This window comes from Paenibacillus agaridevorans (assembly GCF_018604145.1).
Taxonomy (GTDB): Bacteria; Bacillota; Bacilli; order Paenibacillales; family Paenibacillaceae; genus Pristimantibacillus; species Pristimantibacillus agaridevorans.
Map to the genome: position 1 here is coordinate 1,997,321 of NZ_CP075889.1, position 13,127 is coordinate 2,010,447.

Sequence of the window (13,127 nt, forward strand, 5' to 3'; positions counted from 1 at the left end):
GATTGAGAAGAACGCGATTATAAAGAAAGAACATGATTCAGAAAAGCAGATTTCGAATACTACAGGGACCCCTAAGCCCCTGCGATCATAAGAGGAGGCATTAACAATGATAGAGTCGAAGGAGCAGCTTGCGGAGGCTGCGGGCCGGATTACGGCGCTAAGGGAGGAAGTCGGGAAGGTAATCGTGGGGCAACGCACGGTTGTGGATCAGCTCCTTTGGTGTCTTGTGGCAGGCGGACATGCTCTGCTGGAGGGAATTCCGGGACTGGGCAAAACGATGCTGGTCCGCACCGTTGCTGACGCCGTGGCGCTGCAATTCTCCCGCATTCAATTTACGCCGGATCTGATGCCGTCGGATATTACGGGGACGACGCTGATCGACTTCGGCGCGGCAGGAGCCGCAGCGCAGCGATTCCAGCCGGGACCGATCTTCGGCAATCTCGTGCTGGCGGACGAGATCAACCGCGCGACGCCCAAGACGCAGAGCGCGTTGCTGGAAGCGATGCAGGAAGGCACGGTAACGGCAGGCGGCGAGACGCATAAGCTGCCTCGGCCGTTCTTCGTATTGGCTACTCAAAATCCGATCGAGCAGGAGGGTACGTACCCGCTTCCGGAAGCGCAGTTGGACCGATTCCTGTTGAAGATCGGAGTGGATTATCCGACGCGGGAAGATCTAAAGGAAATCGTTCGCCGCACGACTACAAGCGCGAAACCAAGCGCGAGCACGATCATTAGCGGCAGCGAGCTGTTGGAGCTGCAAGCCGCGGCGAGGGAGCTGCTTGTCTCCGAAGATGTGCTGGATAACGCAGTCAAGCTTGTCATGATGACCCATCCCGGCGAAGCGGATTCGCCGGAAGAGATCAAGCGATATGCAAGATTCGGAGCAGGACCGCGAGCGCTGCAGGCGCTTGTGTCCGTAGCGAAGGTCAAAGCGCTAGCCTCCGCCAGGCTTCATGTGTCATGGGGAGATATCCGCGATGTCGCGCTGCCAGTTCTGCGGCATCGCATCGTGCTTAGCTACGAAGCGCAGGCGCTAGGGATGGATACGGATGCCATGACGATGTCCATTATTCGCGAGATCGAGGCCAAGCGATGACTTCGACGAAGGAGCTCCGGCAGATAAAGGGCGGAGACGAGTCCTTCTCTTATTTGTTCCCGGAGTCCGGACTGCTCGCAAAGCTGGAGCGAATGAGTCTGGCCGGAGGAAGCCGCGTGCAAGGGACATTGGCAGGCAAACGACGATCGACCTCGCTCGGCGGCTCCCAGGAATTCGCGGATTACAGACCGTATGCGCCTGGCGACGATATTAGACGGATCGACTGGAACGTGTACGGACGAACGGGCAAACCGTTCATTCGCCAATATTGGGATGAACAGGAGCTGCATGCTACGTTGTATATAGATACTTCCGTTTCCATGTCAAATTTCGGCGGAGAAGAGGCTAATAAGCTGACATGCGCCCTCCGTCTGGCGGCAGCCGTCGGATACGCCGCCTTGTGCGGCGGCGATCGTCTCTCCGTCCGAACGTTCGCCGGACAAGGGATGGACGAAGGTGTGCGGCTGGCAGGCGGCCGCGCGTCATCGTTGCATCTGTTTCGGTACTTGGCCGATCAGAAACCATCGAGCCCGGCAGCAGACCTTCCGCCTAAACGGTCAGAGACGACGGCAGCAGGAATCGGCTTCTCCGATCAGAAGCCAGCGAGCTCTGCAGCATCCCCTTCAATTAACACTCCAGAGACGCTGAAAGCAGATGCCAGTATCTCCGATTTGTCTAGGCCCTTCCGGCAGCCGGGGAGATTGCCCAGAAGAGCAGGGGTGAGCTGGGTGTTTACGGATGGCTGGTATGAATCGGGGATCGCGGAGATGCTGCTCGCTCTTGCAGCTGCCGGTCAGCATGTCGTGTTCGTCCAATTGTTGTCTCCGCAGGAGCTCGATCCGCGCCTGGATGGGGAATTAAGGTTGATCGACGCGGAGCTCGGCACTGGCAAGGAAGTGGCGTTGTCAGGCGGCTTGCTGCGACAATACCGTCAAACGCTGGCAGAATTTCAGGACGAGCTGAGACGGCAATGCGCCGATCGCGGCATCCCGTTTGTCTTCATCGACACATCCAGATCCATTTCCGATATAGTAGCCAGTCTTGCCACAATTCCGAATACGCTGCGGCTTTAGGGGCTGGTACTCATTCGCATCATGAAGAAAGGGGGACAATATCGGCATGCAGTTCCTATCGGCAGCATCCGCTTGGTTCGCAGTTGCTTTGCCTATTATCGCGCTTATGTACATCCTCAAAAAAAAATATACCGATACCGTCGTGCCCAGCCATATGTTATGGAACCGCCTGCTGCGAGAGCAGGAAGCCAACCGGCCTTGGCAGAAGCTGCGGAGCAGGTGGCTGCTGCTTCTGCAGCTGCTTGCCGCGCTTATTGCAGTGCTTGCGCTTATGCAGCCCGTGAGATGGGGGGCGGCTTCCCCGGATGGACATGCCGTGTTGTTTATCGACCGTTCGGGCAGCATGAGCGCAAGTAGGGGCGACGAAGGACCCGAGAGTTTGACCAGACTGGAGCACGGACTCCGGCAAGCCGAGGCTTGGCTGGTGGAGCAGCCGTCCGGGAGACCGATCTCGCTTGTCGTCTCTGGCGCGGAGCCTGAGGTTCTGGCGTCTCGCGAGAGCGACCATCGACGGCTGGCCGAGATTCTGGACGGCATCGTTCCGTTCTACGGCAGATCCGACAACTCGGCTGCGTTATCCTTTGCAGATTCCCTTCATGGCGGGGAGGGTGGTCAGACGATCGTACTGACGGATGGGGAATGGATCGACGCAAAGGAAGCTTCGGAGCTGCTGCTGAACGCGAAAACGGAGCGATGGCATGCTGGACCCTCAGAGTTGGCAGACTCACCGTTTGAGAATGGCTCAATTCTAAGCTTTGGCCTGCGCGAATCCGGAAGCTCTCCGGGGCATCAACTTGCGACCGTTACGGTGCGCAATGATAGCGAGCATTCTCGAATCTATAACGTGACAATAAAGGCATTCGTGCTGGATGAGGGCGAAGTTTACCGTACGGAAGTGGACATGGAGACGGATGCTCTGAGCTGGCAAAGCGAGGAGACGGACGTCTTGCCTCCGGCCGATTACTATACTGCGGAGCTTCAAGGCGAGCCGGACTTCATTGCGGCGGATAACATGGCATTCCAATTTCCGCAAGGTTCTCAGACAGGCAAAGCGTTGCTTGTCACTAGCGGCAACATGTTCCTGGAAAAAGCACTTGCTCTGGCTGGCGTTCAGATTGTAAAAAGCAGTCCCGATCAACCTCCGCCGACAGGGGAGATCGCCCGCGACCTGGACTGGGTTCTCGTAGATGGTCAGCTAGAACAGCTGAAGGAATCGGCAGGTTGGGCGGATTGGCTTGGCGGCATGCCGCTATGGAATATGGATCATCCGGTAGCGGAAGGCACTGGCACGGTTGTACCGACAAGTACGGAAGCGAAGGCCTTGGAGCATCCCGTTACGGCATACATTACGTTGCAGGACACGCATATCGGGCGTTTGTACGAGCCTGGCGGTCAAGACGCGGCATGGGGAGATCCTGTTCTTACGTATGGGGGATATCCCGCAATTATTGCCGGAACGGAGCAGGGACGTCCTCGCCTTCGTTTTACCTTTAACCTGCAGGACACGGATCTGCCGCTTAGGCCGGAGTTTCCCATTCTTATCGTGCAAGCCGCGGAGTGGATGAACGGCAGCTCGCTGCCCCAGCTGGGATCCGGTCTTGCCGGGTCTTCTATGTCTGTCGCGCTGCAAGCGGAGACGGAGACAGCCCGGTGGGCGAAGCTGGACGGTCCTGAGCTCATTTCGCGCGAACAAGAGACCGGCAGCTCTGCCTTGGAGGTGGAACGGAACGATAGTCAAATACGCGTTCCCGATGTGCCGGGTCTCTATCGTCTGGAAGAACGCGATGCGACAGGCCGACTGATCGCCTCCCGCTTACTGGCCGTTTCGCCGGATATGGAGGAGCTGAAGGCCGTTCGTTCACCTTCTGGCGAACAGCTTGCGTTTCACTCCGTGCAACAAAATGATGAAGACAATCAAACCGTTAATGCCGGACAAAAGCAAAACAACGGCATGCAGCAATCCTTGATCCATTGGGCAGCCGTCTTGCTGCTGGGCTTGATTATGCTGGAGTGGGAGGTGTACCGCCGTGGGCATATCGGTTGAGCATGCGTTAGCTCTATGGCTGCTTGTGCCATGGGCAGCTTATGTCATTTGGATGCTCCGGACGGCAAGCCGACTTTCAGGCGCGCGCAAAGTCGCGGCGATATCGATTCGTTCCATTATCCTGCTGCTTATCGTACTTCTGCTTGCGCAAGTGCAGCCCTATCGCACGCAAGAGCAACGCAACGTGGTGTTCGTAGCGGATCGTTCGGCCAGCATGAATGAAGATCCGCGTATGGGCCAATGGATCGCGGAGTCTTGGCGCGACAAGGACAAAAACGATGCCGGTGGCATCGTATCGTTTGGATTATCCGCTGTCGTAGACCGCGGGTTAACCTCGGAAGCGTTAGCCGAAGAGGATAACTACCGGTTCCGGACGGGGCTGTCGGACGGGTACACGGACCTGGCCAAAGGTCTTCAGCTTGCCGCCGCGATGCTTCGAGAACAAGGCGGAGGACGACTTGTCGTTCTGTCGGACGGCTCGGAGAATAGCGGCGATGCCACTCGCGCAGCCAGAATGCTGAAGGATGGCGGCATCACAGTGGACGTGGTGCCGATGACGTCGGAGCTCAAGCGGGACGCCGCTTTGGAAGAGCTCAAGGTGCCCGCCTCCTTGAAGCAAGGCGAAACCTTCGGTTTCGAGATTACAATCAAGAGCACCTTCTCCGGGGAAGCCGAGCTACGGATTTACCAGAACGATCAACAGCTAAGCATCGGCGACTTACAACTGGAGGTTGGCGATAACAGCTTTATTTTGCAAAGTACGGCGCTTGAACCCGGCTTCCACAGATTCCGCGCCGAAATTCACGTCGATGGAGACGAGCAGGCGGCAAACAACAGCGGTTATGCTTTTAGCCGCGTCAATGGTCCTCCCAAAGTGCTCATCGTCGAAGGAGATCCGGGGTCATCCGTCAATCTGGAGGGGGCGCTTGCTTCTTCCTCGATCGGCTTTGACACGATTGAGCCCGAGCAGTTGTCCCAGGAGCTGGCGGAATACGCGGCATATGACAGCATTATTTTAAATAATGTCCCTGCAACCCGCATTGCGGAGAAACCTATGGAGTGGCTGGGGTCCGCGGTTTCCGATTACGGAGTCGGCCTCATGATGCTTGGCGGCGAGCAGTCCTACGGGCTTGGCGGTTACTTCAAAACCCCTATCGAGGATGCGCTTCCCGTCCGTATGGATCTTGAGGGCAGGAAAAAGATTCCTTCGCTTGGTCTTGTCCTTGTGATCGACCGTTCGGGAAGCATGTCGGACGGCAAGCTGGAGCTTGCCAAGGAAGCTGCCATTCGCACCGTGGAGCTGATGAGGGACGAGGATACGGTAGGCGTCGTCGCCTTCGACTCCGCGCCTTGGTGGGTCGTCGAGCCGACTAAGCTGTCGAACCGGGAAGACGTCATCGAGAACATTCAGGGAATTCAGCCTGAAGGCGGCACGGAAATCTATACGGCCCTGGAATCGGGTTATCAAGGGTTGCTTGAGTTGGAAGCGGAACGGAAGCATATGATTCTTCTGACGGACGGACAGTCCGGAAGCGCGGGGAATTACTCCGTCATCACGGATGCCATGAACGATCATCTGATGACGCTGTCGACTGTGGCGGTTGGAGACGGCGCGGATCAGGCGCTCCTCCAGCGTCTGGCGAATGATGCGAAGGGCCGGTATTATTTTACGCGGGATCAAAGTACGCTGCCTGCCATTTTCAGCCGCGAGACGGTCCTGATGACCAGAACGTATGTGGTGGACGGCGAGTTCGTCCCGGCAATCGGCAGCAGCGGAGAATGGGCGTCGTTATGGAAGGAAGGCGTACCGCCCCTACAGGCGTATATTGCGACAACCTCCAAGGAGCTTGTCGAGGTGGCGCTATGGTCGCCGGAGGGAGATCCCGTGCTGGCCAGATGGCAATACGGCTCCGGACGGACCGTTGCATGGACAAGCGACGTTACTGGCAAGTGGTCACCGCAATGGATGCAGTGGGAGTCGTTTCCGAAGGTGTTCGCAGAATGGGTGAAGTGGACGTTCCCGCAATTCGACAGCACGCCTTACCGGGTATCGGCAGAAATGACGGGCGGAGCCGGGTTGTTAAAGGTAGAAAACAGCAGCGATGCGGGCGCAGGCGGCAATACGAAACTTGGTGCGACAATCGAAGGATTGGCTAAGGGCGGTTCCGCGAAACCGACGGAGCTGATGCCTGTTGCGCCGGGGCAATACGAGGCGTCGATCGGAAGTTTGCAGCCTGGAGCCTATCTCGCAAAAGTGGGGGAATTGTCGAAGGAAGGCCAATACGTATCGGAAGGCGGACAGACGGCGGGTCTCGTCATCCCTTATTCGCCGGAGTATCGCATACAGGATGACAAAGGCGGAGAGACGCTTGCGCGGATAGCATCCCTTACAGGCGGGAGAGAGCTGGGACTGGAGGATGCGCTATTAGCCTTCCGCGGCGATAAGACGGTTCGAAGGGAAGCTTATGATTGGACGCGAGAGATGCTGATTACGATTTTATTATTATGGCTGTTGGACATAGCCGTGCGCCGATTATCGATTCCATGGAGGTTGCTGGTTGGCCAGGCGATAGCTCGGCTTCAAGTGCGAAGCAACGTCGTGGGGCGAGCGGACGGTGGAGCTACGACAACCGCTGCCGCTCTTGGGCAGTTGAAACGAAAGGCGGCAGCCAGCTCCCGATTTTATGGAGCGGATGATAGCGGGAAGGCGGCTGGCGTAGAACTTACGAGGAAACAGTTGGAAGGGCAAGCCAAACTACCAACTGGAATGGAGCAATCGACCGAACCGAAGTCACCCTCGCAAAGCGCATCGGTTCCGGATCGTTCCGGCACTCGGCCGACGGCGCCTCCCGTTCCATCGCCTAGCTCTCGTGGCTCCGCGCCTAAGCCAGATGCGCAGCATGAACGCTCGCAACAAGAACAATCGCGGCAAAGCGATTCGTCGAACAAGTCACAGCCCGCATCTAAGTCGGCGAATCCGAGTTCGTCACGGCAGCCAGATGGTGCAGGAACGATGAACCGGCTGCTCGCTGCCAAAAATAGATCCAATAACCGAGGCGGAAAGTAGCCTTGTTGCGCTGGATTGGACAGAGACGGTCCAGCCGCGTTACAATGCTAGGAAAGCTTAATTTCCAAGGTGAAAGGTGATGGAACGATGTACCGCGAAATGACGACCGACGAACTGCAGGAGCAGTTGAACCAAGGCATAGCTTTAAATCTGATCGATGTCCGCGAGCCTGACGAATGGGAAGAGGGACATATCAGCTCAGCGCGAAGCATTCCGCTTTCTCAATTCCAAGCGCGCGCACACGAAGTGCATGACGTGGAGGGCGAAGTTGTCTTTATTTGCCGCAGCGGCGGACGCAGCGGACGCGTATGCGAATTTTTGACGCTCCAGGGCTTTGACGTCGTTAATGTCGCTGGCGGCATGCTGGCGTGGCAAGGCGAAATTGTCGAAGGAAAGTAGCATCTGTTTTAATGATGGGCAACATCCGGTATAAAAAACGGTATCTTTGGGACTTGAACTTTGTCCTTGAGATACCTTTTTTTTATTGATGTGGCTTTGTGAATGTAAATGTGCATGCATCAAACAAGTCAATAAAATGCAAACGCTCTCTAAAGGATGGGACTATCATAAGTAATACGAGCGAACAAGAAACAATAAGATTTGCAAAGACGCTGCCATTCTCCCCCTGTAAACTTAGAGTAACAAAGGCGGGAAGCGGGGACGGGGCGATAAATTAGATAATAAAAGAAAGCTTTGAAAGCTTTGCGGACAAGCTGAGGGGAGGCGCTTTTAGAACTATGGGAAACGTGGTGTTTCAACATGTATACAAACATTACAAGGGTGAGCCCAATCCCGCGGTAAACGATTTTCATCTCGAAGTGGCGGATGGGGAGTTTCTCGTTATGGTTGGCCCGTCTGGCTGCGGCAAGTCTACAACACTGCGAATGCTTGCCGGACTCGAGGATGTATCTGAAGGGAATATTTACATCGACGGCAAATTTACGAACTATGTATCGCCAAAGGATCGGGATATTGCGATGGTGTTTCAAAATTATGCGCTATATCCGAACTTGTCGGTCTATGAAAATATGGCACTTGGCCTGCAACTGCGCAAGGTGGCTAAGCATGAGGTGGAGCTGCGCGTCAGCCGGGCGGCCAAAATGCTTGAAATCTCACACCTATTAACGAAGCGGCCCGCCCAACTGTCCGGAGGGCAGAAGCAGCGGGTAGCATTGGGACGCGCATTAGTGCGCGAGCCAAAAGCATTCCTGATGGATGAGCCGCTCTCGAACCTCGATGCCAAGCTTCGGGCGCAGACGCGTGCGGAAATTATTAAAATTCACAGTCAATTACAGACCACTTTCGTCTATGTGACGCATGATCAGACAGAAGCGATGACAATGGGCACACGGATCGTGGTCATGCGCGATGGCAGAATTCAGCAGGTGGCCGCTCCGCAGATTCTCTATGATGAACCGTCAAATAAATTTGTAGCGAGTTTTATTGGATCACCTCAAATGAATTTCATTGACGGGATAATTGCCTTACATGAGGATGGTTTTTATTTTGAAAATAGACGTTTGAGGCTGCCTTTGCCGAAGGCATATGCACGGCACTTGCAAGGAATGAGTCAAGGGCTGCCGACCAGCAGGCGGCAGGTTGTGCTTGGGCTGCGCCCGGAGCATGTGCTATGTGACGCTGATGCCTTGCAAGCCGAGCCGTATGGCGAGTGGCAGGTTCAAGTAACCGTTGCAATGAAAGAGCCCATGGGTTCTGATACTTATATACATACCGATCTGGGGGGGACTGCCATCGTATCGAGGGCGGATGCCCATATACCCGTGCGCATAGGGGATACGATCAAGTTGGTGCTGCGAATGGATAAAGTGCATCTATTCGAGCGGGAGAGCGGGGAATCGCTTTTGCTTCGGGGGGGTTCCGTATGAGGAGAGAATACTCGATGCGGAAAATAATCAGCTGGTGCTTTATCCTGTTTCTAATCCTTATGCTGTGGATATCAAAAGGTCATTTTAAGGAAGAACAGTTGTTTCCCGAGTATCAAGCCAACTCGATCCATTTGGGAGCTGTTCTTGCGGAGCCTTCCGATCCTAAAGCGCAACCGTTACCGGTGTATGCGGATTGGCTGCGCGGCAATCAGGCTGAGGAGATGAAGCCTGGGAAAATTATGATCCAAGCGGTGGACTATTCAGCAATTTCGCATGACAGCCAGATCCAAGCACGCAACGATGAGCAAAAGGGAAACGTGATCGACTGGACGAGTTCTGAAGGCTGGATTGAGTGGACGGTGGAGGTTCCGCAGGAGGGTTTGTATGCGCTTACGGTTGAATATTTTCCACTAAAGGGCAGCTATGCGAGTATCGCACGCGGCATCCAGATTAACGAGCGTTATCCGTATCAGGAAGCGGAGCGAATCATACTCGAGAGGCTTTGGAAGGACGGCCAATATCCGTATGAGCGCAACGGGCTCGGCAACGAAATTCGTCCGGTGCAGACCGAAATAAGCAAATGGAGCACGTTGCAGGTAGTAGATTATGCGGTGTCGTCGGAGCCGCTTTTGTGGCCGCTCAAGAAGGGGAAAAACACGATTCGGATGACAGGGGGACGTGAGCCAGTAGTGCTGGCTTCTTTAATTTTTGCCGCTCCCCAACGGATTCCGTCGTATGCCGACTATGTAGCAGCTAACTCTACCCCAGTCGAATTACCAGGCAGCAGCTGGTATACGGTTATCGAGGCTGAGCAGTATGCTGCCAAATCTGCGATAGGGATTCAGACACAAAGCCTGGCGGAGCCTTATATTTCACCCGATCCCAAAGGAAGGCTTGTTTATAATACGATTGGCGGAGAACGCTGGCAGCAGGCCGGGGACTGGATTGAGTGGGCATTTACCGTTCCTTCAAGCGGTTGGTATGTAATTGACATGAAGTATTTGCAGGCCTATAACGGCAAGGCAGCTGTATATCGCACTGTGCTGCTGGACGGGAAGGTGCCATTCCGCGAGCTGCTGCATTATGCCTTGCCGGCTCAAGCGGATATGACGATCAAGCCATTCATGGATGACTTGGGACAACCTTACCTCTTCTGGCTGGAAGAAGGAGATCATCAACTCAGGCTTATCGCCGATAGCGCTTTGATTGCCCCTGCTGTGCAGTCCTTGCGGGACGCACTGACGGATCTAAGCGTTGTGGAGCGGGAAATTCGTCTGATTTCCGGCAATTACGGCAGCGGGAGCGGCTCAAATCTGGATACAGGAAGGAACTGGCAGTTAAAGACGTATGATCCGCACATCGAGACCAAGCTATCCGACGTTATCGAACGACTTCGGACGGTTCGGGATTATGCCAATGGCCTGAATCAGCATGTGACCGATCCGACTACGGCCATTTCTGCGGCCATGAACAACCTCGAAGAGCTGCTTGAGAATGTCAATGATATTCCTAATCAAATCAAGGTATTTGCGGATATTCAAACGAGCATCAATACATGGCTTAAGCCGATGGAAAGCCAGGCGCTTCTGCTGGACTTTCTGGTCGTACGCGAGCGAGAAGCTGAGCCGGAGCTGGAGCTGCCGGGTCTCTGGGACAGAATCAGCTACGGTACGCATAATTTTGTGCGCACCTTTTTTCAACAATATGATTTAAAGGATTTGAATGAGGACGAAGCGCTTACCATTTGGGTGCAACGGGGGCGGGATTATGTCGATTTGCTGCAAAAAATGATTGAGGCTGATTTCACTCCTCGTACTGGCATACAGGTCAACGTGAATCTGATGCCAAGCACCAATGTGCTTATGCTGGGTAATGCAGCCGGAGATCAACCGGATATTGCGCTGGGCATAGGAATGGAAACACCGGTTGACTATGCGATGCGCGGAGCAGCAGCGGACTTATCCGTGCAGCCGGGTTTCGAGCAAATTGTGCAGCGGTTTAGCCCAGGTGTGATGCGTTCCTACGCGTATGACGGGGGCATTTATGGCTTGCCGGAAACTCAATCTTTTGCCGTGATGTTTTATCGGACCGATGTCTTTGAACGGCTTGGCCTTCATCCGCCGGATACTTGGGATGAGATGCTGGACCTAATGCCAACGCTGCAGGAGAACGGCATGGAGCTTTATTACCCCGCGAAAGAATTTATTATGCCCTTCTATCAGGAGGGGGTTGAGTTTTATACCGAAGATGGGATGCGGACGAATATCGATAGCGAGGCGGCACAGACTGCATTTCGGAGATGGACGGACTTGTTCAGCATCTACAACGTGCCGAAGGAGGTTCCGGCCTTTTTTAACCATTTCCGTTTCGGTGATATTCCCATCGGCATTGCTGATTACAATACGTATATCCAGCTTAGTGTAGCGGCACCGGAAATTAGCGGCAAGTGGAAAATGGCGCCGCTGCCGGGGCGGTTAAAGGAGGATGGAACGGTTGTTCGCTGGTCGGCTCAGAGCACGACAGCCGCAATGGTGATGGAGAAAAGCGAGCGAAAGGATGAGGCGTGGAAGTTCCTTGAATGGTGGACCTCGCGGGACACGCAAGCCAGCTATGCTAATGATATAGAATCGTTCGCGGGGATTGAATACCGTTGGAATTCGGCCAATCTGGAGGCTTTGCAGGATGTGCCATGGCCCGAGGAGGATATGCGGGTGCTTACCGAGCAGGCAAGCTGGGGGCGAAATATGCCATACGTGCCGGGTTATTACTTTCTGGGAAGGGAAATGGATTTTGCCTGGAATAACACAGTGCTGAGCGTCATGCCGCCCAATGAAGCGCTTCGCAAGGCAGCGATATCGCTGCAGAGGGAAATGACGCGCAAGCAGAAGGAGTTTGGCTTTGGACCGGATACGAATCTGAATATAACGCGCAGTGAAGAAAAATTTAGCAAAAGCTTGAAAGGAGGAGTCGCTGCGAATGAACAATAAAAGTCTGACTCTTCCAGCTGAGGGATCGCCTTCCTCGCCTGGGGGAGCCCGCTTCGTTCGGCGGTTCCGCCGATTCTTTAGGGAATGCTGGAATAGCCGGCTGTCCTATTTGTTTTTGGCGCCGTTTCTTATCGCTTTTTGCGGTTTTATATTAATTCCAGTGCTCATGGCCCTGTTGCTCAGCGTTACCTCGTTTAATGGTTTTTCGTTTCCGGCATTTATCGGCGTCCATAATTTTATCGCCCTGCTGACGCAAGACATTGTATTTATGAAGCACACGCTGCCCAATACGTTCAAATTTGCACTAATCGTAGGGCCAGGGGGCTACGCGCTGTCCTTTGTTTTTGCCTGGTTCATTCATCAGTTGCCCCGGAATATTCGCGACTACTTTACACTGGCTCTGTATGCGCCTTCGATGGCAGGGGGAGTAGCGCTGTCCGTTATTTGGATCGCTACCTTCAGCGGAGATCGTGTAGGCTATTTGAACAATATCCTGCTTAAACTTGGGCTGATTGAGACATCGCAGCTGTGGCTGCAGGATCCGAAATATTTGATGAACATTATGATTATCGTGACGTTATGGACAAGTATGGGCGTAGGTTTTCTCGCTATGCTGGGCGGGTTGCAGACCGTAAATACGGAGCTGTACGAGGCTGGGCGAATTGACGGAATCAAGAATGTGCTGCAAGAAGCGTACTACATTACAATACCGTCAATGAAACCGCAGATGCTGTTTAGTGCGGTGATGGCCATAGTAGGAACTCTTAAGGCAGGCGCTATCTCGACCCAGTTGACAGGCCTAGCCATTACGCCGAGCTATTCTGGCCATTTGATGACGAATCATATCGATGATTACGCATTTTTACGTTATGAATGGGGTTATGCCTCGGCAGTTTCGGTAGTTCTATTAGTTATCTCGTATCTGGTTATGCGGTTTTGCTATCGTTTATTTGCTGCAAAGGAGGGGGAATAGT

At 54.3% G+C, this 13,127-nt stretch carries 8 protein-coding genes; all 8 read left to right on the forward strand.

Going from position 1 to position 13,127, the window contains the following annotated elements; all coding sequences use genetic code 11:
* The first annotated feature begins 106 nt into the window (after positions 1–106).
* The 8 genes from KJW29_RS08075 to KJW29_RS08110 all read left to right on the forward strand — a co-directional run bounded on the left by KJW29_RS08075 (position 107) and on the right by KJW29_RS08110 (position 13,126).
* Entirely contained in the window at positions 107–1,096 is a 990-nt protein-coding gene (locus KJW29_RS08075) for an AAA family ATPase (protein WP_214629367.1), read from the forward strand.
* Entirely contained in the window at positions 1,093–2,169 is a 1,077-nt protein-coding gene (locus KJW29_RS08080) for a DUF58 domain-containing protein (protein WP_214629368.1), read from the forward strand. Before KJW29_RS08075 ends, KJW29_RS08080 begins: the two co-directional genes overlap by 4 nt.
* A gap of 46 nt (positions 2,170–2,215) precedes the next feature.
* Positions 2,216–4,213, forward strand: coding sequence for a vWA domain-containing protein (locus KJW29_RS08085; protein ID WP_214629369.1), 1,998 nt, complete (start codon positions 2,216–2,218; stop codon positions 4,211–4,213).
* Positions 4,197–7,280: a VWA domain-containing protein gene (locus tag KJW29_RS08090; protein WP_214629370.1), complete on the forward strand. Its 3,084-nt coding sequence runs from the start codon at positions 4,197–4,199 to the stop codon at positions 7,278–7,280. The genes KJW29_RS08085 and KJW29_RS08090 overlap by 17 nt, the downstream gene beginning before the upstream one ends.
* A gap of 87 nt (positions 7,281–7,367) precedes the next feature.
* On the forward strand, positions 7,368–7,679 hold the full coding sequence (locus tag KJW29_RS08095; RefSeq protein ID WP_187100159.1) for a rhodanese-like domain-containing protein: 312 nt from the start codon (positions 7,368–7,370) through the stop codon (positions 7,677–7,679).
* Positions 7,680–8,017: 338 nt separating this feature from the next.
* Positions 8,018–9,166 carry an ABC transporter ATP-binding protein gene (locus tag KJW29_RS08100; protein WP_214629371.1) on the forward strand — a complete coding sequence of 383 codons (1,149 nt, stop codon included), beginning with the start codon at positions 8,018–8,020 and terminating at the stop codon, positions 9,164–9,166.
* Between the two features lie 14 nt (positions 9,167–9,180).
* A complete protein-coding gene (locus tag KJW29_RS08105) occupies positions 9,181–12,153 on the forward strand; it encodes an extracellular solute-binding protein (protein ID WP_214629372.1) in 2,973 nt (990 codons plus the stop codon).
* Positions 12,143–13,126 (forward strand): carbohydrate ABC transporter permease, encoded by a 984-nt coding sequence (locus KJW29_RS08110; RefSeq protein ID WP_214629373.1) that lies wholly within the window; start codon positions 12,143–12,145, stop codon positions 13,124–13,126. The genes KJW29_RS08105 and KJW29_RS08110 overlap by 11 nt, the downstream gene beginning before the upstream one ends.
* The last annotated feature ends 1 nt before the right edge of the window (position 13,127 follow it).